Below are 23,816 nucleotides of genomic sequence, written 5' to 3'. Positions count from 1 at the left end.
ACGAACCGTCTAGCCCCGATTTCTGCCGATTTCCGGTCTAACGCAGCTCCGTTGATATCGCATTAAACCGCAGATTTGCGTGCGCTGAGACAGCTCGCGCCGAACCTGCGCCGAACGCCTCCCAGGACATCGAGTCGCTGAAAAGCGGCACCGCAATCACGCGAGCGCACGGCTGAAACGCAATTCAGCCGGCGCTTTCGTGCGCCCTTCGACTTCCCATCCGGGAGCCGACACGATGTCGCATACCTTACCCCTCACCGCCGGCCCGTCTGTCAGCGACGTTCGCGCACTTCTCAAAGGCGCTGCGGCTCAGCTGGGCGGTAAAACGCGCGGTCCTGATCACGCGGCCGATCGCCGCGTGCCACGGCGAAACAGCTATGAGGAGAATGACCTGCGGGCGAAGCCATACGGGCGCCTCGGTGACGGCACGGTAAGGCAGGGTCTGATCTACAAGGAGACGCTGCTAGATACCGGCGACGCCCTGCGGCGCGATCTGTGGGCGAAATATCCTCGCGCCGAGGAGCGTCGTCGAAAACACGAAGTCAGCCAGCTTGAAGCGGAACTGGCCGAGCTGTTGACGCTGCCACGCACCGAGATACCCATCGGCCGGCCGGCCGCGATACGCATCGCGATCGCCGGACATCACGCATGGCTGAAGCACGCCGAGACCCGGCTACGTCGAATCGATGTCGACGTGCTGAAGGGGCTCCTGAGCTTCCTGACCAATTTCATGACGGGGGCGCTGTTCCCGTCGCATGAGGCGATAGCCAAGGCCGCCGGTGTACACGTCAATTCCGTAGCTGACGGGCTGAAGCGACTGAAGCATCACGGTCTGATCGACTGGGTGCGGCGCACGACCAGGACAGGCCGGCAGGGCGAATTCGGGCCGCAGCTGGAGCAGACCAGCAACGCCTACCGCCTCGTCGTGCGGCGTGCGATGTCGAAGGAGGCATGGCGGCACTACTGGCAGCGCCTCACCATCAAGCTGCGGCGCGGTGGGGCGGCAAAGTCCGTCGAGGCGGCCCCGGTGACCCCCGTGCCCATGAAGGCCCCCATGACGCCCCTGCAGGCCGCCCTCGCCAGCCTCGGTGCCTCTGTAGTCAACGTGACCACGTAGAACCGTCTCTATCATCCCATAGGTCTTAAGGGGAAAAGGAAGCGAGCCCGCCAAGGCGGCCTCGGACACATTTGAAGCTCCACACAATGCCGCGAAGGCAGGCCACAAGAGACCCGACAGCCAAGACCCGGTTGTCGGACGTGACGGCTTGCGCCGCCACGATGCTACCTAGGGGCAGCAGGCGGAAATGGCTCGATAGACCTCACCGGTGCGCCCGTGGCTCCGACATTTTAGTCAGGAGTGCTGACCTGTGTTATGGCATCCCCAAGACGACGCCGTACCGTACCTCAATAGGAGGTGCAGACGTATGCCCCAGTTTTATCTACATATTTTTGCTGATGTCGACGCTTGTGACCATGAAGCGTTCGATCTGCCGAGCCTTAGCGCTGCTGAAGCGGCCGCAGTAACTGGCGTGCGGGAAATGGTCGGGTCAAAAATCCAGCAGGGCCTCCCGGTCTATCGGTCGAACCGCATAGAGATAGCCGATCAATCCGGCGAGGTCCTGAAGGTCGTCAGCTTCGAAAGCGTCGTTGATTTCAGACCTTGAACCTATCCGCCAGTGGTTTCACGGCATCAAGATTGAGGCCCATTCATCAAACAAACGCCTGCGCCGCGGCAAATGCTGAGCCCGGTTGTACGCGCCCTCAACGCCCCGGTTGATCCCTTCCTCTTTCTCCTCCTCGCCGGCACCGACATGTCCCAGTGCGCGATCGATCGCGCCCCGCTCTCCCGGCATCGCCTCGTTCAAGATCGTCGAGAAACTGGCCCGCCAGCCGTGCGGCACATGACGGCCGGCGAAACCGGCGCGCATGTATAGCCGGCCGATCGCGCCCTCGCCGATCGGCGCATCGCTGGTCTCGCCAGAAAAGATCAGACCGGCGTCGCCGGCGATCGCGCGGGCCTGGTGCAGCACGGCGATCGCCGCGGCGCTGAGCGGCACGAGGTGGTCGTGCGTCGAATCATTCTTCTTCGCGACCGCGAGCTTCATCCGGGCCGCCGGCACCCGCCATACGGGCGCATCACCGTCGAGGCCCTCGATCTCGATCCAGCGAGCGCCACGCACGGCCGCGAGGCGCACCGCGGTCAACGCCAGAAACTGCGAGGCCAGTTTCACCGTCGCCGGCGACACGGCGCGCTCGGCCGCGGCGAGCAACTCGCGCAGCTCGGCCGCGTCGACGATCGCGGGTTGCCGTCCGGCCGCCGGCGCTGGCGCCAGAGCGCGCAGCGTCTTCTCTGCGGGATTGCCCTCGGTCCAGCCTTCAGCCTCCGCAAAATCGAAGATGAAGCCGACGCGCTGGCGGACACGACGCGCCGTTTTGATCGATCCGCGACCCTCGATCGACCGGAGCGCCGCCAGCACGACGGGTGCCGTGATCGCCGCCAGTGGCATTGCCCCGATCACCGGGAAGACGTCGCGCTGCAGGCTGGACATGACCTCGCCGGCATGGACCTCCGTCCAGCCTGATCGGGCATGGGCGTGCCATGCTCGGGCCGCATCCTCGAAATTGCGAACTTGCGCCATTCCGCAAACTGCCGCCTCGCGCGGGTCTTGGCCGGCGTTGACCAGGGCGCGGGCAGCATCGCGTCGCGCCCGCGCATCGACGAGCGATATCTCATGGCTTCCGCCGATCGTCATCACGCACTCGCGGCCGGCGAGGTAGAACTTCAGCCGGTAATGTTTCGAGCCTGACGGCAGAACGTGCAGATACATGCCGCCCCCGTCACTGATCTTGTAGGCGCGATCGCGCGATCGCGCGGTACGCACCGCGGCGTTGGTCAGCATAAAATCCTCCGGAGGCGATCGGTCGCGGCTCCACCGAGGAGCATAGGTGACCGAGGTTGAGATATTCCGAGGGCTGGATCCGATACCAAGACCAGCGCGGTACCGGCGTAGGGCGGTAATCAGAAATTAGTGGCCGGGCGGTAGCGCTGACGGCTTGGCGCCTCGTAGGGCCGCCCTGAGAATAGCCCACGAGCGATGCTCGCGGCGGACAGATCGTCCGCCGCGAGCACGCATTTCTGCCACTTTTCGTGGTAGTGTTTCCCTAAATGGGGTCAGCGTTCCCCCGTAGGGCTATGACCGCTAACGCCCACATCCGGACATTCAGATAGGCAATCCGGATTCCCGGAAGCAGCCATTCGTACATCGCGACCTTTCCTGTTCTCCGCCTCTGAGTAGTGATTTTGGGAGAGCAATTGGGAACAGATTCCGGGAAAGCGGATGCCCCAAGCGGTTTTAGCAGGATCGGCAGGGCGACTCTCCCGCTACGGTCCCCCTTGGGAAAGGCTAAACGTCGGCTAACGCTCATCGTCGGTTTTCAAAGACATTGTCGGCGACATGCCGGATAGGCCGTCAGCGAAAACCACCCCTTGCCGCCTCAACCGTTAGTCCAAGTTGGTCCGGCGATGCCCTCCGTATTTCTCTTCACGTCGTGCCTGTTCCTCTCGCCTGGTCCCGCAGACCCGCCGGGGTGACCGGGGTGAAACGTCGTCCCAGTCTTTTAAGAAATTGCCCATTTGTTCTCGCTTATCGCTGACAAGCGGTGGAACGGTGATGCCGATACGCCGCATCGCTACAAATAGGCCGAGCCGCTCCTCGCGATCAAAATCGCGCGTGTCAGCCCATGCTTGAGTAAGCAACTGTGTGGCCTGACCGCGTGCCGGCAGGCCGATACGGCATAGCGCCTCAATCCCAGCGCCATTGACGTTTGATCGCATCCCGCGAGGTTGAATTGCAATAGGTATAGCTATCGCGCCGAGATCACCGATACGCCGGAGCAGCAGTTCCGTGTCCCAGAGCCAGTGATCGTCTTCGACCGCGGCATACAAGGCCAAAACACGCGCGCCATAGGCCGTGAATTGTGGTCCCGGCAACCTCGCGATGAGGCTCGCTAGATTTCGACCATTGTCACGCATTCGAGATTGATCGGTGTGGGACGCGCTGACCGCATTTTCAAGCGCGAGCATTATCTGTTCCGCCCGTGCCGACAAGACGTCGGGGCGCATTGAAAGAACACGGAACGGTATACTGTCGATCTTCGCATATGGATCGCCGCTAATCTGCTCGAGATCAGCGATATCGGTAGCGAGTGCCCTAGCGGTAATCCTCTGTATCGACGCCGTCACAAGTTCAGACGGCGCTCCCCGCCGCTCGCTGGGGGACACGCGATGCAGCCCGAGCGCCTTGGCGAGGGCGAATGAGGCATTTCGGTAACGTTCACCAGTGTCGGCGAGTGGCTCAGACCTCGCGCGTAGAAAGCCCCAATCGCAATCCCAACTTGATGCGGCTGAGTTGAGCGCACAGCCCATTGCGAGCATGGGGAACCAGCGTAAGGGCGCCGCGCTTCCGCCCCTGAGCCGGTAAGCCTTTCCTGGCGTTTCGATAACCGTGGTGGTCTGAACTGTTGGTAGACGGTTCACTTGCTCTTTATGCTCGGTCAATAAGACGCGGATTTGAGGAAGCGTTGGTGATTCTGGCTGCCGTAGAGTGCAGAAGTCCCTGTTAAGTCGCCCGGCAAATCGGCCTGGCTGATCGTCGTGGAAGCCGAACGCAAATATATCGGCACCAAGCGCCCCAGGGATTTCACGGACCTTCTTGCAATCGTTTTGCCTAACTAATTGCGTCGCAAGATAGCGCGCTGGACTGAATCGTGAAGCGGGCATGTAGGTGTAGACCACTGGCAGGGCATAATTATCAACGATCCACTCCGCTCCAATATTGCTCGAAGTCGGATTGTCTTCGACCAAAACTAGCGATTGCTGGCCGGGATTAAAGGGTACTCGAACGTGCGAGTTGTCGGTGGCGACCTGAGCACGCAGCGAATTCAACGCTGCGTTGTCGCGAACGACTGCGACGGCATACAGGCCGAACCAAGCCAGCGGCACAATAAGCCACCAGCGAGAAACACGGCCACTCGCGGCTTCGAATGCCGTTCCCAGCATGCCTAGGTTGATGAGAACGACTGACCAGACAGGGGCCAGAAGGAACATAAGAAAGATGCCGGTGAAGGGGATCACCTGCAAGAGCATCGCGACAGCGGTGATCAAGAAGAAGACGAAGGAGGTTGGCAGGAGGCGCATTGGTAAAACTTACAACCTCAGGGTAAACGAGTTGTCGAGTTGCTCGACCAAACGGCGGGTAAATTGCAGTGCGTCACCGCCACCCAAGGCGGACGCGTTAAAGCTAGTTACGGCGTTGCCTCCAGCGCTGGCATGTCCGGAGCCACAGCAAGCCGTCTGCTTTCCCATTTGTCGACCGCTCTGGGGAAACGCGGCAGCGTCGGGTATCGCTACCTGCGCTCCCGAAAGCGGTCGGGCCGCTAACCACCAAAATCGGACATGCTCGCGGCGGGCAAATCGTCCGCCGCGAGCACCTATTTCCGCCATTCTTGCGCTAAGCGTTCCCCTAAATGGCGTCCGGTTTCCCCCGTGAGGTATGGGCATTGCCGCCCGCAAGCAGACGCTATTGGCCAATTAAATGTCGCTGTCAGCGAACAAAGTGTTGACTCGCGTAATGATCTCGTTCAAATGGGCATAGGCATTCGGGAAAAAGGCAACATTCCACTTAACCTCTGGGTGAGCAATCACCTGCGGGACCTGCTCCGGCCGGTCCTCCTACTTGTCGGCTCGTGTGGAGGCACCCCGCCCGGGGACCGCCGTCGCCACCGATAAGGCGCGCCCGTGTGGAGCGGGCGCGAAGGGTTAGGGGGGTGCTTCTTCTCTAGTTGTCACTGCTGCGGTGGAGCTGGCCTCAATTCGGAGGCGAGCATGCAGGAGTGAGTACCGATGGGTTCTTTACCCGTACCGGATGCCGAGAAGAAGCGTGCGGAAGACAGTCGAAAGGTGCATCCCATTAAGGATGCGCTTCTAAAACCGAAGACCTGGACGACAATGCTGGCGATTCTGAGAGCAATCTACGGAATCATTCGCGTGGTCGCGAAGATCGGGGAAATGTTTACGTAAGTCCCCCTTAATTCCTTCCAACGCCTAGTTGGAGATGATTATGTATGAACGAGCGTTAAAAACATTAAGGTTGTATCATCGGCTTACACAGTCGAATTTGGCTGAGCAGCTTGGCATGTCTCGATCATATCTCAATGAGATTGAGCGAAAGCGGAAAGAGCCCAGTCTGGAAATACTGACGAAATACGCGGAGCGCTTTGATATCCCTTTGTCATCGCTCATGCTTTTTGCCGAACAGACTCAGAATCCTAAGCTTGATCGAGCACGTCTATATGTCGCTGACAAGGTGCTCAAAATGCTGGAATGGATAGCGGAAGACGATCAAGATGCCGAAAGCGAAACGGAAAAGCAGCCAGCCCATACCCATTGAGCGGTGTCACTTGTACGGCATTCGCTCTCCGCACGCGCTGGCGAACCGGTTAGGGTGGGACTTAAACAAGCTCGACCAACTTGCTGCATACGGCGGCTATAAGGTTTATCCGCACAAGCAGACTGGTCGCATGATCCAGGAGCCAGGTGAGGCTTTGCAGAGCCTTCACCGGCAAATCCACCACTACCTCGCGCGCGTTGAGGCACCGGCTTATCTCCACTCAGCAGTCAAGGGTCGATCCTACGTCTCGAACGCGCAAGCGCACGTCGGTGCTGGTGGGCTGGTCAAGCTAGATATTGCCAAGTTCTATCAGTCGGTGCCACAGCATAAGGTGATGCACTTCTTCCGCGACGTGATGCATTGTGCCCCGGATGTGGCGGGGTTGCTCGCAAACCTAATATGCTTTCACGGCAAGCTTGCAACTGGCAGCGCCGCGAGCCCGATCATTTCCTACTATACATACAAGAGCCTGTTTGATGAATTGAAGGCATTGGCTGATTGTCGAGGCCTCACCATGACCTGCTACGTCGATGATATTACCATGTCGGGACCAGGGGCGGGGCGGGCGGTGCTGCACGAAGCGCGGATTCTAATCCACCGTGCCGGGTTACGCGCGCACAAGGATTGTGCCTTCCAACCAGGAGCGCCTCGGCTCGTTACGGGAGTCATTGTAGGTGACATGGGCATCGATTTGCCCTTCTCACGATGGCGGAAAATCAGCGAGGCGGTGCGCGAGGTCGAAAGATGCGTTGATCCTGTGCAGCGGCTGGAGAAATACCCGAAGCTTGTTTCGCGCCTATACGAAGCGGCACAAATCAACAGCCGATGCATGACGCGTGCGCGCTATCACCATGAACGATGGCGTGCTTTGAAGCGCAGCCTCCAGGCAGCTCCCCTGAATGCCGGTGGAGGTCAGCCGGTGATTGCCGCCTAACATCTGTAGGCATAGCTGCGGCGGACGGATCGTCCGCCGCGAGCACGTATTTCCACCATTTTTTGCGGAAGTGTTTCCCTAATTCGGGCAGGTGTTCCCCCGTCGCCGGGGTTTATATGGGCCGGAACGACGGCGCGCGATCAAGATATGCTAGCACCGAATATGCGCGGATCCCCCGCATGGTGCGGTATCTACAGACGCTCGCCAATGACGAGCGCCTGCGGCAGTTCAGGGGCAAGGCCTAGGCGAACGCCAGCCGCGCGCGACGTCGACGCAGCGAGTAGCCGACCATGCCGAAACCGGCGAGCATTAGCGCCCAGGTGGCAGGCTCCGGGATGGCAAAGGTAACGTCGGGCACGAAGGCTGCCTCGACAATACGGAAATTGATGCCGGTCAAAGTGCCAGTGAAGTCAAAGCCGGTGAGGCTGAAACCATCGCTATAGGTGAATGAAACCGCGCTGCACGATGCATCGACGCTGGGGGACCCGGTCGCAATGGCCTTTGGCGATGCGTTCGCGTAGCAGGCATTGCCAGTCAGGTTGTAGGATAGGAACTGGCTAAAGGGGTAATTGGCCCTGAAATTGAATCCGGCCGGGTTGAAAAAGCCGGTGACCACTGGGCTCGTAATCGTTCCGACTACGGTTAAGCCTGTGCCGCTCTCAAACGGGGCGAAACCACCCTCCAAATTATACGACAGCGATGCATAGAACGTTTCAAAGGGGGTGACCCGGGTCGGAAAAGCGCCGGTTCGGCTTCCAATTAGACGGGTGCCGCTACCCTTTGCCGCAATGTCGACGGTCAGATACTTCGCCGCGTGCGCTTCGGTTGTCGTGCACGCGACGATCGCGGCCAGTGAGGCCGCCCATAGCTTGGACATGATTGTTCTCCCTGACGATTTTTCGCCTACAGGGAGCGTGGTCGCGATCGGCAGAGAGAGTCAATAATCAGGCCGCGATGCGGTTTGCCTCCGTCCAGTTGACGCATGCATCCCAAGGTTGATTGAACTCGCTGTTCGGGAGCGGCATCGTCGTCCACATTTCGGCATTCGGGCCGCTGACCACCCCGGTGTCGCTGTAGAGGCACTGATTGCCGCCCACGAGCCGCGATAGCCATGGGATGAAGTGGTTGTACCAGAAGTCGTAGCACCCGGCTGATCCATAGAACGCCCAGATTTGCTCCATCGACATGTCGAGGATGGCCTTCATCGCCATGTTGACCTCGTACACCTCGACCTCCAACCCCTGCTCCGCGATCGCGTGAACGGTGGCACGGAGGCCCGGGATCAGGGCGTTGTGCAGCCGCTCAATGAACCAGGCTGAAACGGACGCCGGGTCCAGCGCTGGGGGCTGCTGGCCGGGGGCAAGGCCCGCGTTCGGATCGCCCGGGACATAAGGCGCGATCAGGCCGCCGGTGATCCGCGGCCGAAGCTCCGCCCAATCAGGCATTGCGGCCATAAAGCCGGGATCCGATGCGCCCATCTGGTAACCGAACTTCAGATCGAGCTTGTCGTTGTCGTTGGCATATCGGGTTTGCAGGCGCCGGTAGAGCCAGTTCACGCACCAGACGCGCTCCTCGGCCGGGCTGCGGCCGCTCTGCTGGCCCTTGATCCGGAGATAGGCGAAACAGTCGCCGCCGCGGTTGAGGCCGTCGTTCCACGCCTCGTTCAATGCCTCGATCGCAAGCGCCCGCGCCAGCCCGGTCGACGGCACGGCAGACCCGATCCCGAACAGGAACAGGTCCACCATCCGGTCGAAGTGATCGGTGGCCTCGGCCGAGTAGGCGAAGTTCGGCAGCAGGTTCAGCTTCACCTGACGGCCGCTGATGTTCGCCATTTCGACGATGTGTTCGTAGGCGAGGCCGCCAGCGCAGATCAGGTCGATGCGTGCGCGCTTCGACCAGGCAAGCCTGCCCTCCTGTGACACCGCACCGTTGACGCCGATGTTGTCCATGAACCGCAGCCAGCCGGGCAGCTGCTTCAGGCTCCTGACGAAGGGCGCAGTGAACGTCTGCGTCGGATCGTCGAACTCGGTGAACAACTGCATTTCGGTCGGCGGGTTTGCCGGGTCGATCGACATGAGCCGGAACCGCGCCGCCTGTGCGTTTCCGCGCGCGACGCGACGATCGCCACGGTTGCGCCACTGCAGCGTATTGGCGTCGACCTGGACGATCTGCGAGGCGCCCAGCCAACCGAGCGCGTTGTCCCGCAGATAATGCTCGATCTTGATCGGGCCGCCCTTCCACCGGAGGGTATGCAGCACGTCGACGTTCCGCTCATCGGGAAGCGGGTACCAGCACCATTTGTCGCCACCGTTCGCGCTGATCGGATTGCCCAGCGCGTCGGTATGACCGGGCTCATTCGGCGCCAGCACGCGATAATTGTCGGTGATGAGTACCCATTGCGCCTGCTTCAGCATGTTCGTCCAGACGCGCAGCGGACGGCTTGCCGAGAACAGGTTCGACAGGTTCTGGCCGATCTTCATCGGCTTGGGATAGTAGAGCTTCACGCGGGTCGTGACGGTAGGGACCGCCTTCTGGCGGACCTCGATAGCGACTAGCTTGCCGCGCTTGCCCGGGTAGGGCGTTGGCGCCCCGATCCGGCACTTGCCTGGACCGTCATAGGAAATGATCGCGGCGTCTTCCCACGGTACCGCGATCGTGCCGTCGAGGTAATATTGCTGGACCTCGATGCCGGCCGGTTCCGGGTCTGATGCGAGCGTCGAATAGCTGATGGGAATGATCGCGCGCAGGTCGTTCGTGCTGACGATATCGGCGTGATCGCATCGGAGGGGATCAACGGCATCCGCGATCTGTACGTCGTTCGCGACGGGCCGGGCATCATTGCGCCAGGCGAACTTGGTCCCGCCGGCGTAAGCAGCATAAGGCCCGCCGCTCCATACCTCCTCGCCGCCGAAGAAGACGGCCAGATATGCTTTGCCGTCGATCGTGCGGATGCGGAACCGGAGCTGCTCGCCGATCGCGATGCGACGCACCTTCGGTGATCCCACCAGCTTCTCCGCACCATCGGTGACCGTGGATACCTGCAGGTTGGCACCGGTCGGCGTTCCGATCAGATAGAACTTGAAGCGGTTCCGGGGATCGGCACCACCCAGCGTGTACTCCCCAGCAGGATCAGCGACCTTCATCGTACCCAGCAGGTCGAACGACGCACGGCCGGCGTCCTGCAGCATGTTGTCGCCCGCGATGACCACCACTGGCGGCGAGGCGTCTGCCCTCGTCATTCTGAGCGCCGGGAACGGGACGCCGGCGGGCAAGGGAGCCGGAGCCGGGGCGGGATCGACGGGTCCCGGCTCCGGCTCGTCCGGCTCCGGATCAACCGGGGCCGGGCTGGTACGCAGCAGGCGCTCACGAAGCGATGCGGCGATGACCGGAATATTCCCCGGCTTGTCGTAGTCGTAGTCCATCGCGATCCCTTCCTGTACGGCGCCGCTGTTCTTCATCGTTGCTTGCGGGTCTGGGGGTCGCGGCGTTACGCCGCGACCTGATATGGGTTGTTCTCGCGCGTGAACATGCCCAGCCGCCTGACGCGCAGCCGGCCGGTCGTCTCGATGTTGGCGCACGCCCCGGTCTGCAAATCCATCGGCACCCAGTTGCCACCAGCGCCGATGAAGTTGCCGCGGCCGCGCAATTTCACGTCCTCGTTCAAGACATACGGCATGACGTTGTGACGGCCGCCGCTGCCTCCGATACCACGGATCGAAACCTGGGGAATGTTGGGGGGTGGGTTAAGACTAGCGTCGCCCAAGGCGATACCAGCGACATGATTGCCGTTTTCCCACGTCGCGTCGCCATAGACGTACCACCATTTGGTGGTCTTCCGGTTGCGATTGCTCATCAGTCGAACGACGATGTGCGTGTCGTTGGTCGGCGTTCCCGAGAATTCGAGCCACAGTGGCTCGTCAGGGTTGCCGGTCAGGATCGGCGTCACCTTGAACGTACCGGTCGGCGTATAGATCAGCTCGACGTTGGTCGGCATATTGTCCCTGACGTTGCCTTGTGCCAGCCGCTCCTTCGAGACGACAGGTGCGGCGACACCGTTGATCTTGCCGCCGCTACCAACCAGACGACCAGCAGGACCGTAGTAGTTTCCGAACGGGTTCCGATCCTCATCGTATTCGGTCAGGTCGAACACGGGAGGAACGAACTCACGAACGATCTTCGCGAGAACGTCCGCAATCCGCTTGGCGACCTGACGCGCGCCATAGACCGAATAGTGGATGCCGTCGTTCGTGGCGCTGTTCGTCACCACGCCGTCGGTCTGGGTCCGCCAGTTCAGATTGCCTGCCGGCTCGCCTGCTGGGTCGGTATCCTTGAGCAGATCGAGGACCGGAATGAAGTGCATGCCGGGCGTCTTCTCCGCCCATTGCTGGAAGCGTTGCTCGACGTAGTTCTTGGTGTAGGCGTTCTCGGTGGCCGTACCGATGCCCTGGCGGGGGCCGTTGCCGATCACGACCATATGGATGCCGCGAGCAAGGATCGGCTTGCAGATCGAGATCATCCGATCGACGGTGCGCTTACCCGATCCCACCTGTTCGGTGTTGTCGTTAACCCACGGATCGAAAAAGATGACGGGGGCCATCTTGCCGGCGTCGTCGCACTCCAGGATGTATTTGAGCTGGTAGTCGTACATCTGGTCGGTGTTGCGGCCACCGGCCCCGAAATTCAGCCCGCGCAGATTGGGATCGGCGATCCGAGGATAGTTCTCGGTTGCCTTGTATCCTGTTGCACCGTCCGTTTCGCCAGCAACGAGATTCCAGTAATAGGGTCGGTCGTCGATGATGATATCTGCGTCGTAGTGGAGCATCATCGCCTGTGCGATATAGGCACCGGAATTCGCGAGAAATCCGTACCCCGCGAAGCTGTTGCCGGCGAACGCGATCGGCATCGCGCCGAGCGACCCGCTTTGATAATGCCACAGCCGAACGAACCGCTGGATGGCTTTCACAAAGCCAGCAATATCAGCAGCGACCTCCGGGAAGTTCTTCACATCGCCGTTAGGTGACGGAAGCTCGAAATCTAGGATCGTCATTCGTGCCCCCTTACTTGGCGATGATCTGAAGGTTGGCGATGCTGCCGCCGGCGTGCTTCTTATACCGAGCGCCCGTACCCTTGATGTACTGGCCCGCCGGGAACCTGCCCGTCGTGTTGCCAACGAAATTGACTTGAGCGCCGTCCACGAGGAAGGTCAGGACGCCCTCGTTGAGATCGATCGCAAACGACGCGCCGTCAGGTATGTTGAGATTGATCGACGAGTTCTGCAGCCGGTTTCCATCGAGCGGATCACCGACGCTGAAACCGACGACCGGCCGGACATGATAGTTATTGTCGTTCTGCTGAACGAGCGCGACACCCTCACCCTCGGGACTCATGCCGAGCATGAATATGCCCGCAGAAACGCCGTTCTTATACGGGAACTGCATCCGCTGGTTCTGCGAGCCGACCTCGACGAAGCCAGTATCGCCAGTGGTGCCGCTCTGGCCGGTGCCCGGATAGACCACGGTCCCGGACGGCGTGGGCGTTGGCGACGGCGTCGGGCTGGGAGACGGCGACGGGGTTGCCGTTCCTTTCTTGAGGGCGGCGACATCGGCCGTCAGGGTCTTGATGGTATCGAGCGCGTTGTTCAGCGTGTCGACAACGTCGATATAATTCTCACTGGCAGTGCCGAGCAGTTTCGCAAGAATAGCCATCGATTATCTCCAGAAGGGGGTGCGGGTCCAGAATGGGTCCGACCAGAAGGGGGCAGCGGGTGTTGAAGGCGTCGCGTCCGAGCCGGCCCAGAAGGGCACGCGGGTCCAGAAAGGGTCGGACCAGAAGGCGACGGCCGTCGGCGGATCGACTGGGGCGGCGCCATCGGGCAGGGCTTGCCCCCAAGCGATGCCAGACTGCCCCCACGCGAGGCGAGGGTCGCCCCAGATGTACGGCTCCTGATCGATCGGGATGATCGGCTTGGCCATGACGATGAATCGCACGACCGATACCTTGGGGCTGTTCGATCCCTGCGGATGGGTCTCACGCAGGCTGATATCGTATTCGCCTACCGTCATCGGCGTGCCGGCGATCCTCAGCGCCGTGCGATCGAACGTCATCCCATCAGGGGGAGTGCAGCTGATCCGGCCGCCTGACGTGGCACCGAGAATATTGGTGATGACGGGAGAACCCTCGACGGCTTCATCGAGCGAGAGGGACAGCGGTTGCAGCTCGACGAGGAACGACGGCGCCGCTTTTGCTAGAGCAAATAGGTCGTCCAGCACCTTGGCCAGATTACGGGACATCAGCGGCCTTTCGATTTGCAGATCGCCTCAAGCTCCCGGAACTTCTCGACGAGGCCCGGGACATCACTGGGGCGGACGCTGTTGAACCGCCGGCCCCCTTCGAAAAGGGTCTGAAGCGACAGCACAAAGGGCGGGATAGGGACCTGGGTCTTTGCCAGGACAGGGATGCCGTCTTCCGTGAGAATGACGGTCTGCGACAGCGGGGCGAGGGCCATGCCAACTCCTTCAGGTGATGGGGACGACGGTCGCGGTGATGGCGCGCGGCTCTTCGCTCCGGCCCTTCGCGGGGTTCGCCGGGTCGAGGTGGCGGGTGGTGACGCCCGTCACCATCACGTCCTTGCCGTCGAGCAGGCCGGCCGCCGGCAACTCCGGGCGAACCACCGACGAGAAAAATGCGACCTCAAACCAACCACTACGGTTACGAATACCGACCGGTCCCTGATAGAAGGTGAAGACGGCAGTGCCGCGCTGGCCATTATTGACGCCGCCGGTGATGGTCTCCGCGGCGCTCACTTGTTCACGACCTTGACGCCGATGGTGTACTGCTTCTCGCGCCCTTCGAAGTTCGTGTCGAAGTCGATCTCGATGCCACTGACCAAGCCTTCAAGATTGAAGATGGCGCTCGATCGCATCGCGGGATCGACTTTCAGCTGCACGAAGAAGACGCGATCGGCGTATCGCGGGGCGTCTTCTTCCCCGCTGATGATCATGCCGGCAGCGATCGCGGTCGGGTCGAGGGCGACAGAGAACCGGGTAACGATCTCCCCGGTCTGCAGAATGTCGGCGAGGGTCTCGCCCTGCAGGAGGAAGATATAGACATCGAGTGTGTCGCGCGGGTCCATGCGACGGCGGACGATCGGCGCGAGAAGCGGGAGGGGCATCAGTGATCCCCCTTCGCGTCTGCGCAGCCGGCGGTCGCCGCAGCGGCCGCGGTCTCGTAATTCAGGCGGCGTCCGGCCTGTGCGCGTACCGCCTGCGCCTTCGCGCCCGGGGCGCGCTGCGCCCAGGCGGCCGCCGGCACCCGGACGCGCAGCGCGTCCGGCGCAACCGGCCGATCGACGACACAGCCGACCGCGACCGCGGTGGGCGCGTCACGGTAGACGATCGCGGGCTCGGGGGGCGGCGCGCGGCCGGCGCAGCCCGTCAGGCCCGCCACCAGGGCGAGCCGGAGGATGGTTTTCATGGCAATGCTCCCGGTGGGGTTGTGGTCAGAAGCCGTCTGCGTAGAGGGCGTCGAGCACCCGCTCGCATTCGGCGACCTCGGTTTCGGCGCTGGCGCGGGCGGTGCGCGTCTCGGCCGCCTCGGCCCGTTCGATCCAGGCATCGCGCTCGCGCATTGTCGCCTCGGCCAGCCGGCGGTTCTGCGCGCCGATCGCCGCTTGGCGCGCGCTCTCGGCGGCCAGCGCTCGGATCGACATCGCCTGCAGCTCGACCATTGATCGCGCCGCCTCGCGCTCCTGCCGGTACCGATCGCGCAGGATGCCGACCGCCTCGATCGCGATCGGCGCACCGGCCGCGGTGGTGGCGCGGCCGGTGACCTTCTCGATCGAGGCAGTGACGAGGCCGAGCTGGTCGGTATAGCGGCCGCGAAGATGATCCACGCGAGCGCCCCAGCCGCTGGCGATCGCCAGCGCCGCGACCAGGCCGAGCCCGACGGTGCATTGTACGCCGGTGATGGCGCCGATCGCGCCGATCATGCCGCCACCTGACACTTGGCCCGGTCGACGTTGCCGACCCGGTGCGCGACCCAGCCGCGGTGGAAGACCGCCAGCTTCGGGTTCACGCGGATGAGGCGGGCATATTCCGCCTTTTGTGCGGTATCGAGCATGTCGAGCGTCCCGCGGCACAGCGCGGCCGCGCCGATCTTCGGCTGGCAGGCGCGATAGGCGGCGATCGTCCCGGGTCCGACGCGGCCGTCGATCGTCAGCTTCGTGCCGCACTGCATGTTGATCGCCAGCTGGAACCAGCGGCCCGGCCGGGCTGCGCCCATGTTGACCGTGGTGTCGAACAGCTCCTCCGCGACCGGAGCGTCGATCGACACCAGCGGCTCGTAGCCGGGCGCGACGATGTAGCGGCCGTAGTAGATGCTGTGCGCCACCTCGCGCGGCAGCGTCCGCATGGGGCCCCGGTAGCCGTTGGCGATCGCCACCTGCTTGGTGATGCCCATGTTCGTCTCGCCGCCAGGGTCGGCAGGATGATTCACATACCCGCCCTCGATGGCGATCACGCCGGCGATCATCATGGCGATCGCCGCCATGCCGCCGGCGGCTTTCGCCTTCACGGCCCCCGCTTTCGAGGCGAACAGCGCGCGTAGCGATCCGTCCTGCGGGATCAGCCGGGCGACGATGACCAGGACGAAGAGGGCCACGCCGATCAGGTTGCCGGCGCGGGCGGGAACATGCGCGCGGACCTCGGCCGGCATCACATTCCACAGGGCGAGCAGCTGGTCGGGGATCAGCGCCATTGCAGCGAAGAAGATGGAGCCGAACGCGGACACGCGCAGCGACCACCAGCGCGAAGCCTCGCGCCAGTCGATGGATTTCATGATGGTCTCCTGAAGGGGGCGCGTTCAGCCGCGCCGGTAAATCTCGGCGACGCCGGCGACACCGCCCAGCAGCTCGTCACGCGCGATCGCGACGTCCGCCTCGATGACCAGGCGGTCGAGCGCGGGTGCCGACTGGGCCATCGGCACCGCGGCGCGCAGGGTCTGGCCGATCGTCGCGGTGCGGGCCCAGCGGCGATAGGCAATGGCGTCCTGCACGGGCGTCACCAGCAGCGCGATCGCGCCGAGCATGATCAGGAGCAGGCCGCCGTCGATCACGGCCGCTGCTCGCGCTGGCGGCCGACCAGGATGTCGAGCTTCGCATCCATTCCGCCGATCTTGACCTGCACGTCGCGCAGCTGGTCGTCGCGGAGGTCGGCCCGCTTTTCGAGCTTCTCGACCTTCAGCGCAGTATCCTTGACCGTCTGGATCAAGCTGCCGCCAGTGAGCAGCATCCCGGCCAGCACTGCCAACGTCGAAACGGCGGGCACCCATTCCTTGATGCCCGGACGTGCGGGTGGGGCGACGGCGACGATCTGCGTCGCGCCTGTGGGGCTTTCGATCATGTCAGGTACCTCAATGGAGGCCGCAGCACCGTGTTTCAGGTACCTGGGCAGGGTGGGCGGCTACGCCCAATTCCAGTTGATCGCGGCATAAGCCGCGCGCTTATCGGCGATCGTCTTCGCCGCCTTGATCCGCTTCACGGCCGTATGCTCGATCGAGGACAGCCGGCGGACCTCGGCGTCGGAGCCTGCGGAACCGGCTCGATATTCAGCCAGTATGGTGGCCAGCGGCGCACCGCTGCACCGCGCCTCACTGGCGGCCGTCGGATATTGTGCAGCGGCCTGCGCTACGGTCAGGGCGTTGAGGACGCCGGCGACGACATTGGCGCTGGCGGCGATCTCCGGCGCTTTCAGCCGGTATTCTTCCGGCTTGGCTGTGCCCGGGGATATCGCGGTCATCTTCTTCGACGCCGCCAGCGTCTTCACCTGCCCAATCAGATAGTCCTGCTCGTCGGCCAGCGTCCGGACGATCGAGACCCGCTCGCCGCGGTAGGCGCCGACCGCCATCGCCCGATAGGTGCCGGGCGTCGTCGGCAGCTTCCATCCCGCCGCTGGTATTGGATCTCCGCCATTGACCGAGATCATCGCGTCAGCCGCCGGCGCGTCGAAGTCGAGCAGCGGGCGCGGCCGAACAATACCGTCAACCACCCTGACCGTGTCGTATTCGACCAGCTCGGCGACCTGGACCGTGGCATGGTGACGCAGGACGGTAGGCGGCTTGTCACCGACCCGGCTGCCGATCACGATGCCGGTGGCGCGCTCATAGATCAGATAGATCATCAGCGCGCTCCCCGCTTGATCTCGGCGACTTCAAGCGTAGCGCCCGCCTTGATCGTCAGGAGGACGTTGTCCGCTTCCTGATTTTCGACCACGAACTTAATGTTGTGCCGCCCCGCGCTGACACCCTCCAGGTAGGCGAAAGGGGTCAGCGGTATCTGCGCCTGACGATCCACCAGGATGATATTGGCCGGGCAGACCTGTTTGATGGCGTCATCGAGCAGGATGTAGCCGGTGAACTGGATATCGTCGGGGCTATACAGGGTCGCATAGACCAGCACGCGCAATGCGCTGTCATTATCGTCCTTGTCGAAGCTTTCGTCGAAGATGGTGGTCGCCATGTCTGCGCCTCAGTTCTGGTTCGGCATGTCGGGGGTCCAGCCACCGCCACCACCACCGCCGCCACTGCCCCCGCCGCCGGGAACGGTCGTGCCGCCCCTCGGGATTTGCACGTCGTAAGGCAGGGTGCGGAACAGCAGCTTCTGGACGGCCGAGCCGGCGATCGCCTTGCCGAAGATCGTGCCGTTGATGATCGCGTTGCCGTCGACCAGCAGGTCGGCGCCGATGTAAAAGACGCCGCGCGTGCCATCTTTTTTCGACAGGCGGACGACTGCCTGACCGTCGGGAGTGCTGCCAATCACTTCCCAATAGATTTCGGTCCGGCCGTCGATGCCGGCGACCAGACCTTTCGCCTCGGCCACCTCGGTTCGCAGGCCCCCGACATTGCCAGACAGCGTCGTGACGTCCCGTGCGACAGACCCGGTGGCGTCCGAAACAGCCGCGATCTCCCGCGTGATCCGCGCGTTCGTAGTGGTGTCCCGGCCCCGATAGTCCGTCACGACCTCGTCCACGCGCCGGCCGATTGCTGCGTTCGCATCGCTGAGCGCATTGATCGAGGTGGTGATCCGCGTGTTGGTCGCGGTGTCCTTGTCCCGGTAGTCCGTCACGATCGAGTCGATCCGCCGCCCGATCGCCGCGTCGGCATCGTTGAGGGCGGATACCGACTGGGTGATCCTGGTGTTCGTGGCGCCGTCCCGGCCTTGATAGTCGGTGACGATCGCGTCCACCCGTTCGCCGAACGCGCGGTTCACCCCCGCCTGGGCGGTGACCGTCTCGGTGATGCGGGTGTTGGTTGCGCCGTCGCGGCCCTGATAGTCGGTGACGATCCCGTCGACGCGCTGCCCGATCGCAACGTCGGCATCGCTGAGCGCCTTGATCGAGTTGGTGATCCTAGTGTTGGTCGCGCTGTCCTTATCGCGATAGTCGGTGATGACGCTGTCGATGCGCTGACCGAGCGCCTGGTCCGCGTCGCTGAGCGCGGTGACCGACTGGGTGATCCGGGTGTTGGTGGCACCGTCCCGGCCCTGATAGTCGGTGATGACGCTATCGATGCGCCCGCCCAGCGCCCGGTCAGCGTCGCTCAGGGCGGTAACCGAGGTCGTGATGCGGTTGTTGGTGGCGGTGTCCTTCCCCTGGTAATCGGTCTGCACCTCGTCGATGCGCTGCCCGATCGCGACGTCGGCATTGCTCAGCCCGGTGACAGATTCGGTAATCCGGGTGTTCGTGGCACCGTCCAGTCGCTTGTATTCGGTAACGGCGGTGTCGACCTTCTCGACGATCGCCGCATCCTCACGGGCGCGGATGGTTGTCTCGCTCTCGATCGCGGTCTTGTTGCCCTCGATAGCGGTCTGCTGTTGCCCGGTGATGATCCGGATCGCACCCTCTTCGCCCTTGGCGCGATCAACCTCGTTCTTCAGCGCGACGTCGGCGGCATCGAGCGCGCGATCGGTGCGCTCGAATTCGGTCGCGATCTTGTCGTCCGTGCTTTCGAAACGGGCGTTCACCTCGGCGCGGGTGTCGTCGATCCTCTTATCGGCTGCGGCAATATCGCGATTGGCGTCGTCGATCCGCTTGTTGATCCCCGGGATGGTGACGGTCTCGGCGTATTTGTTGACGCCCTCGACCGCCTTGATCGCCTTCTCATTGTCGGTGATCCGCTTGATCGTGCCGCCAACGGTGCCGGGGCCGAAGGGCGAGGTTTCGTCGCCGCTGTTGGTCGCGTTGTCGGCCGGCTTGTTCGGCCCCTTCACCGTCTCCCAGTCGGCTGCAGTCGGATCGGTCGATATCGGGCCCAGGATGCGGCGCGGCCCTGGGCGCCGGCCGACCATGTAGGACACCGCCAGATAGTAGAAGGTGCGCGGCGCCACGCTGGTGATCAGGTGGCTGCGGACGTCCGGCCCGGCAACGCCGCTCTCGCGCCAGCCGCCGGCGATGTTGACGTCGACGACGCCTTCCGCCGGCAGGAATTCAAAGCGAACCAAATCCGCATAGTCGTTGTCGGTCGCGCCCGAGATCTCGATCCCCGGGATGGCGGTGTCGCCCTGCGTCAGCGACACCGGCTTGGCGATCCACGCGCCGGCGCCGGGCTGCCCGATCGGCGCGATATCGCCGGCCTGCAGCGCGATCGAGGTCGATTCCTTGTCCGCGTCGCGCGCGTAGACCAGCGGGCTGACCTCGCGCAGCGTCAGCGTGTTGTGCCACTTGCCATCGAGGGCATAGGCTTCGACCCGGAACAGCACGCTCTTGCCCTTCAGGTACCGCTTCGACGTCCAGACGCCCCAGTCGCCCTCCTCGACCTCGGCAAAGGGCGGGGGCAGCGTGACCTTGCCGCGCGCCGGCAGGCGGCCGAGGCGTCGGGCGATCTCGCCGACCCGGCCGGCCTGCGTGCCGGAGGTGATGAACGCCAGCGACAGCGACTGCTCGCGCGGGCCGCCATCGATGATGATGTCGGACACCAGGCGCCGCACGGGTGCGGCATGGTCGGCGAACTTCAGCTGGGGCTCGACGTAGCGCGGGCTGACGGTGTTGACCCATGCCTCGTCCGATTCCGGCAGCGTGTCGGAAAACTCGACGGTGGAGCCGACGAGGAGGTCCTCGTCGGAGAAGAAGAAGACGGGCGACTTCGCCTGGCCGGGCTCGATCTCGACGGCGCCCTCGGGCTGGACGATCACGCCACCGCACGCGGCCGCGAAATGCTCCTCGATCTCGACGTACGCCTCGTCGGCCTTCACGACGCCGTTCATTCGGTATCGCTTCTCGCTGCCGCCGGCGTCGATCGCGACCAACTCGTCGCAGACGTTGGCCGGCGCGAAGACATTGGCGGGCGGCGCCTCAATCGCGGACAGGCCGCGGCCGACCAGCAGCATGTCGGGATCGTCGACCCGGTCGCCAGCATAGATGCCGCGCACCCAGTTGTACCGGCAGTCGATCAGGTTGTCGGTCCACTCCCAGGTGGAGGGATCGTCCCACCGGTGCGAGCCCGATCCGCCGACGCTCGAATCCTTGCGCGCCTGGTAGCAGCGCTTACCGCGCACCAGCCAAGTGAACCCGGGACGGCCGCCAGGCCAGACCGGCTTTTTCGCATCGGCCTTGTCCGCCTTGTAGCAGACCGCGACCCACGCGACGCCGGCGCCGATGTCGGACGCCCGCCAGCCGGGGCCGTTCGCCAGCACCACCGCCGGCACCGTTTGGTTCATCGAACCCGGGCGCCAGTAGACCTCGAGCTGGCCGTTGTAGCCGGTCACCGGTCCATCGCCGGTGTAGGTCACGAACACGTCGTTGACGAAGAAGCCGACCAGGCCGTCGCAGAAATGGTCGACGAGCGCGATCACGCGGCATTCCCAATCGGTGCCGTCCTTACCGCCCCAGTTGAAGGCGTCGACCAACGACCCGCCGGTCAGCATCTGACCGAGCAGGCCCTCGCGCGCGACCTCGCCGAATTGCAGCGCCACCACCGACGCCTGACGCGCCTGCAGCTGGTTCTTCGCCTTCGACGCCAGGATCGCCGAATTGACGAAGGTGGCGGCCGCGATGCCGGCGCTGATCAGCGACGCCGCGCCCGCGGTCAGGACGAGACTGCCGCCGAGCGTCGGGATCGCGGCGACGACGCCGACGACGACCGCGGCGACGGCGAGGATTTTGCCAACCGTCTTGGACATCAGGCATCCCCCCCGGGCATAGCTGACCAGGCCATCGTCATCATCGAGCGGGGCAGCCGCTGCGCGCCGGTCACGCCGGGCCCGACGAGCGTCGCGCCCTCCACCACCAGCAGGCGGACACCGAACTCGTCGTCGGGCACGCCGGCGATATCGCCGCGCGACGCCAGCGCCGGCGGGATGCGGACGAGGCGACGATCGACGGCCGCCTCCATGCCGCCCTCGGCCGCCAGTGTGGCATGGGCAGCGCCCTTGGAGCGGCAAACGATGCCCGCCATGGGATTTCCCCCGCCCTGCGCCTTCACCGCCTGCGCGGCATAGGCGGCGCAGTGGAGCGATCGCCACGAGAACGGGCGGCGGGCAACACTCTCCAGCCACGCAATCAGCGCGTCGATATCCCGGTGCTGGGCCATGCTATTCCGCCTGCAGCTGCGCGTTGTAGCCGCCGGCATAGCCAGAGGCGGGGATCGCGCCGGTGGCCTGCGCAGCGGTGGCGGGCTTCTGGCCGCCCCAGTACAGGTTCTTCTCGGCCGCGAAGCTGACGTTCTTGAAGAAGCCGTCGTCGGCCTTGATCAGCCGCTGGTCGGCATCTGTTCGCATCCGGCCGCCACGTCGGCCGAGCCCGCGCGCGGCGCTCTCGATCGAAGTGTTGATCGTCGCGGTACCGCCGATCACGTCACGCACCGTCAGCGGATCGAGCCGGCCGCGGGTGAAGACGTGCTGATCGAGCATGCGCTTGCCGTCGCCGCTGAAGATCAGGCGGCGCAACGTCGCCGGCGCGCGGCGGACCTCCTCGGCATCGAGCAGCTCGATCGCTTCGGGCTCGATGCCCGACAGCGTCAGCCCGATGTTCTGCGCGGCCCCGCCGATTGACTGGCCGGACACCTGCCCGAGCGCGCGATCGCCGAGCGGCTGGTACGCTTCGCCCTCGATCGGCAGCTCGCCATGGCCGCCCCACAGGCGGATTGGATCGCGACACAGGATTTCGACGGCGCCGGCGACGATCGCCGAGCCCTTGCGGATTTCCGCCATCGCGGCCGGGCTGAATATCTTCATGGGCGCAGGTCCTGGACGCCGGCGATCACGGTGCCGGTGGCGACGAGGCGGCGGTCGATCGGCGCGACCTTCGTGTCCGACGTGACGATCGACATCACGCACGCGGGATATTCGAGGTGCGCCTGAGCGGTCGCCGGGATGAAATATGGCAGGGGCGGCTCGATCCCGACGGTGACCCGGCCCTGTGCATCTGCAACGCCCGCCTCGGTGACGCGCGCGATGGTGCGACGGCCGAAGGTGCCCGCCGCAGCGCCGCCGGCATCCCAGCGGAACCCGATCAGGTCCGTTAACGATAGCACGAGGCCGACCGGCAGGCCGGTCAGGGTGAGCTGCGCATTGGCCTCCGCGTCCATCGTCTCCGACCAGGTCGCCGCAGTGCCCGTGAAGGCGGCTTCGCCGACCCGGAGGCCGCCGAAGCCATTCGGGTACCGGCGGGGAAACGAGCGGGCAAAGTCGCGGCCGAGGAAGCGCCGCTGCTGCCCCCGCATGGTCGACAGCCAGGCGATCCACTCGTCGGACACGTCGCGCTTGTTGCGGCCGGTCGTCCAGGTCGCCACCCACAGCGGAAACCCGGACTGGACGCCGCCCATATAGCCGCCGGCTTCCGGTGCCGATTGATCGACGCGCAGGATGTCGAACAGCTGCTGGGCCATGCCGGTGAGCGGCATCGGGCGGGGATAGATGATCATCAGATGATTCTCCGCGCCTTGGCTTCGGTCAGGACCGAAAGGATGATGCCGGGCAATTCGCCACGCAGCTGGTCGACCGCCTGTTCGGCGCGCATTGCGGAGGCCGGGTCGGCGCCGGTGGCGTCGATAGAGATCGGGATGTTGATCGAGGGCATCGAATCATTGGCAGCCATCCGGCGCGATTCACTCGCCGGCGTCACCCGCGCACCGACCGGCATGTCGACGATCTCTGGTCCGTGTTCGCCCACCCACACCGCACCGCCGCTGGCGCGCTCGGTACCGGAGGCCAAGCGGGGCAGCGCGATCTGGTCGAAGGTCTTGATCGGGTCGAAGTCGGGTAGCGACGACGACGCGTCTATGCCCCCCGACCAGCCGCCACGGGTGCCGGCGAATATCTTGCCGATGGTGCCGAACAGCCCCCCGATCGTCGGCGCCGCGCTGTTGCCGTTGATCAGGTTCTTCAGCGGATTAGAGCGGATTCCATTCAGTCCGGATCATAGCCGCAGGAGCTGAAGTAGTTG

Annotated in this window: 27 protein-coding genes; 5 read left to right on the top strand and 22 right to left on the bottom strand. The window is 63.9% G+C overall.

Features of this window, described 5'->3' with window-relative positions; all coding sequences use genetic code 11:
* The first annotated feature begins 235 nt into the window (after nucleotides 1–235).
* Complete coding sequence (locus IFT82_RS14355) at nucleotides 236–1,117, top strand: helix-turn-helix domain-containing protein (protein WP_192127977.1); 882 nt, start codon at nucleotides 236–238, stop codon at nucleotides 1,115–1,117.
* A gap of 307 nt (nucleotides 1,118–1,424) precedes the next feature.
* On the top strand, nucleotides 1,425–1,664 hold the full coding sequence (locus IFT82_RS14350; protein WP_192127975.1) for a DUF6894 family protein: 240 nt from the start codon (nucleotides 1,425–1,427) through the stop codon (nucleotides 1,662–1,664).
* 18 nt (nucleotides 1,665–1,682) lie between these two features.
* Here IFT82_RS14350 and IFT82_RS14345 read toward each other — a convergent pair whose 3' ends face one another.
* Nucleotides 1,683–2,900, bottom strand: a complete 1,218-nt coding sequence (locus tag IFT82_RS14345; RefSeq protein ID WP_192127973.1) for a tyrosine-type recombinase/integrase — start codon at nucleotides 2,898–2,900, stop codon at nucleotides 1,683–1,685.
* 602 nt (nucleotides 2,901–3,502) lie between these two features.
* Nucleotides 3,503–5,197, bottom strand: coding sequence for a hypothetical protein (locus IFT82_RS14340; RefSeq protein ID WP_192127971.1), 1,695 nt, complete (start codon nucleotides 5,195–5,197; stop codon nucleotides 3,503–3,505).
* 705 nt (nucleotides 5,198–5,902) lie between these two features.
* Between IFT82_RS14340 and IFT82_RS14335 the strand changes: the two genes are divergently transcribed.
* From IFT82_RS14335 to IFT82_RS14325, 3 genes are read left to right on the top strand one after another with little or no spacing between them, the layout of a single operon-like run.
* On the top strand, nucleotides 5,903–6,079 hold the full coding sequence (locus IFT82_RS14335; protein WP_192127969.1) for a hypothetical protein: 177 nt from the start codon (nucleotides 5,903–5,905) through the stop codon (nucleotides 6,077–6,079).
* 40 nt (nucleotides 6,080–6,119) lie between these two features.
* Nucleotides 6,120–6,449 carry a helix-turn-helix domain-containing protein gene (locus tag IFT82_RS14330; protein ID WP_192127967.1) on the top strand — a complete coding sequence of 110 codons (330 nt, stop codon included), beginning with the start codon at nucleotides 6,120–6,122 and terminating at the stop codon, nucleotides 6,447–6,449.
* Nucleotides 6,406–7,383, top strand: a complete 978-nt coding sequence (locus IFT82_RS14325) for a reverse transcriptase family protein (RefSeq protein ID WP_192127965.1) — start codon at nucleotides 6,406–6,408, stop codon at nucleotides 7,381–7,383. Before IFT82_RS14330 ends, IFT82_RS14325 begins: the two co-directional genes overlap by 44 nt.
* A gap of 241 nt (nucleotides 7,384–7,624) precedes the next feature.
* Here the strand turns inward: IFT82_RS14325 and IFT82_RS14320 are convergent, their stop codons facing one another.
* The 20 genes from IFT82_RS14320 to IFT82_RS20565 form a co-directional block, all read right to left on the bottom strand.
* Entirely contained in the window at nucleotides 7,625–8,260 is a 636-nt protein-coding gene (locus tag IFT82_RS14320) for a PEPxxWA-CTERM sorting domain-containing protein (RefSeq protein ID WP_192127963.1), read from the bottom strand.
* 67 nt (nucleotides 8,261–8,327) lie between these two features.
* Nucleotides 8,328–10,805 carry a hypothetical protein gene (locus IFT82_RS14315; protein WP_207105791.1) on the bottom strand — a complete coding sequence of 826 codons (2,478 nt, stop codon included), beginning with the start codon at nucleotides 10,803–10,805 and terminating at the stop codon, nucleotides 8,328–8,330.
* 65 nt (nucleotides 10,806–10,870) lie between these two features.
* Nucleotides 10,871–12,430 carry a hypothetical protein gene (locus IFT82_RS14310; protein ID WP_192127959.1) on the bottom strand — a complete coding sequence of 520 codons (1,560 nt, stop codon included), beginning with the start codon at nucleotides 12,428–12,430 and terminating at the stop codon, nucleotides 10,871–10,873.
* A 10-nt stretch (nucleotides 12,431–12,440) separates the two neighbouring features.
* The gene (locus IFT82_RS14305; protein WP_192127957.1) at nucleotides 12,441–13,088 is read right to left on the bottom strand and encodes a hypothetical protein; all 648 of its coding nucleotides are present in this window, start codon (nucleotides 13,086–13,088) and stop codon (nucleotides 12,441–12,443) included.
* A gap of 3 nt (nucleotides 13,089–13,091) precedes the next feature.
* Nucleotides 13,092–13,673 (bottom strand): hypothetical protein, encoded by a 582-nt coding sequence (locus IFT82_RS14300; protein WP_192127955.1) that lies wholly within the window; start codon nucleotides 13,671–13,673, stop codon nucleotides 13,092–13,094.
* The gene (locus IFT82_RS14295) at nucleotides 13,673–13,888 is read right to left on the bottom strand and encodes a hypothetical protein (protein WP_192127952.1); all 216 of its coding nucleotides are present in this window, start codon (nucleotides 13,886–13,888) and stop codon (nucleotides 13,673–13,675) included. The genes IFT82_RS14300 and IFT82_RS14295 overlap by 1 nt, the downstream gene beginning before the upstream one ends.
* Nucleotides 13,889–13,898: 10 nt before the next feature.
* Nucleotides 13,899–14,186: a hypothetical protein gene (locus IFT82_RS14290; protein WP_192127950.1), complete on the bottom strand. Its 288-nt coding sequence runs from the start codon at nucleotides 14,184–14,186 to the stop codon at nucleotides 13,899–13,901.
* Nucleotides 14,183–14,554 carry a hypothetical protein gene (locus IFT82_RS14285; protein ID WP_192127948.1) on the bottom strand — a complete coding sequence of 124 codons (372 nt, stop codon included), beginning with the start codon at nucleotides 14,552–14,554 and terminating at the stop codon, nucleotides 14,183–14,185. Before IFT82_RS14285 ends, IFT82_RS14290 begins: the two co-directional genes overlap by 4 nt.
* Nucleotides 14,554–14,856, bottom strand: coding sequence for a hypothetical protein (locus IFT82_RS14280; protein WP_192127947.1), 303 nt, complete (start codon nucleotides 14,854–14,856; stop codon nucleotides 14,554–14,556). The genes IFT82_RS14285 and IFT82_RS14280 overlap by 1 nt, the downstream gene beginning before the upstream one ends.
* 25 nt (nucleotides 14,857–14,881) lie before the next feature.
* Entirely contained in the window at nucleotides 14,882–15,370 is a 489-nt protein-coding gene (locus IFT82_RS14275; protein WP_192127945.1) for a hypothetical protein, read from the bottom strand.
* Nucleotides 15,367–16,218 (bottom strand): glycoside hydrolase family 108 protein, encoded by an 852-nt coding sequence (locus IFT82_RS14270; RefSeq protein WP_244646772.1) that lies wholly within the window; start codon nucleotides 16,216–16,218, stop codon nucleotides 15,367–15,369. The genes IFT82_RS14275 and IFT82_RS14270 overlap by 4 nt, the downstream gene beginning before the upstream one ends.
* Before the next feature lie 24 nt (nucleotides 16,219–16,242).
* The gene (locus IFT82_RS14265; protein ID WP_192127943.1) at nucleotides 16,243–16,494 is read right to left on the bottom strand and encodes a hypothetical protein; all 252 of its coding nucleotides are present in this window, start codon (nucleotides 16,492–16,494) and stop codon (nucleotides 16,243–16,245) included.
* Nucleotides 16,491–16,781: a hypothetical protein gene (locus IFT82_RS14260; protein WP_192127941.1), complete on the bottom strand. Its 291-nt coding sequence runs from the start codon at nucleotides 16,779–16,781 to the stop codon at nucleotides 16,491–16,493. The genes IFT82_RS14265 and IFT82_RS14260 overlap by 4 nt, the downstream gene beginning before the upstream one ends.
* 60 nt (nucleotides 16,782–16,841) lie before the next feature.
* A complete protein-coding gene (locus IFT82_RS14255; protein ID WP_192127939.1) occupies nucleotides 16,842–17,558 on the bottom strand; it encodes a hypothetical protein in 717 nt (238 codons plus the stop codon).
* The gene (locus IFT82_RS14250) at nucleotides 17,558–17,896 is read right to left on the bottom strand and encodes a hypothetical protein (RefSeq protein ID WP_192127937.1); all 339 of its coding nucleotides are present in this window, start codon (nucleotides 17,894–17,896) and stop codon (nucleotides 17,558–17,560) included. The genes IFT82_RS14255 and IFT82_RS14250 overlap by 1 nt, the downstream gene beginning before the upstream one ends.
* Before the next feature lie 9 nt (nucleotides 17,897–17,905).
* Nucleotides 17,906–21,553, bottom strand: coding sequence for a hypothetical protein (locus IFT82_RS14245; protein ID WP_192127935.1), 3,648 nt, complete (start codon nucleotides 21,551–21,553; stop codon nucleotides 17,906–17,908).
* On the bottom strand, nucleotides 21,553–21,963 hold the full coding sequence (locus IFT82_RS14240) for a DUF6950 family protein (RefSeq protein ID WP_192127933.1): 411 nt from the start codon (nucleotides 21,961–21,963) through the stop codon (nucleotides 21,553–21,555). The genes IFT82_RS14245 and IFT82_RS14240 overlap by 1 nt, the downstream gene beginning before the upstream one ends.
* A 1-nt stretch (nucleotide 21,964) precedes the next feature.
* Nucleotides 21,965–22,606 (bottom strand): hypothetical protein, encoded by a 642-nt coding sequence (locus IFT82_RS14235; RefSeq protein ID WP_192127931.1) that lies wholly within the window; start codon nucleotides 22,604–22,606, stop codon nucleotides 21,965–21,967.
* Nucleotides 22,603–23,295 (bottom strand): hypothetical protein, encoded by a 693-nt coding sequence (locus IFT82_RS14230; protein WP_192127929.1) that lies wholly within the window; start codon nucleotides 23,293–23,295, stop codon nucleotides 22,603–22,605. Before IFT82_RS14230 ends, IFT82_RS14235 begins: the two co-directional genes overlap by 4 nt.
* Complete coding sequence (locus IFT82_RS20565; protein ID WP_207105790.1) at nucleotides 23,295–23,585, bottom strand: hypothetical protein; 291 nt, start codon at nucleotides 23,583–23,585, stop codon at nucleotides 23,295–23,297. The genes IFT82_RS14230 and IFT82_RS20565 overlap by 1 nt, the downstream gene beginning before the upstream one ends.
* Between the last annotated feature and the right edge of the window lie 231 nt (nucleotides 23,586–23,816).

The sequence above is a fragment of the Sphingomonas sp. CFBP 8760 genome (genome assembly GCF_014841615.1).
Lineage (GTDB): Bacteria > Pseudomonadota > Alphaproteobacteria > Sphingomonadales > Sphingomonadaceae > Sphingomonas.
Note: the sequence above shows the minus strand (reverse complement) of the source record. Positions and strands in the feature narration are given on the sequence as shown.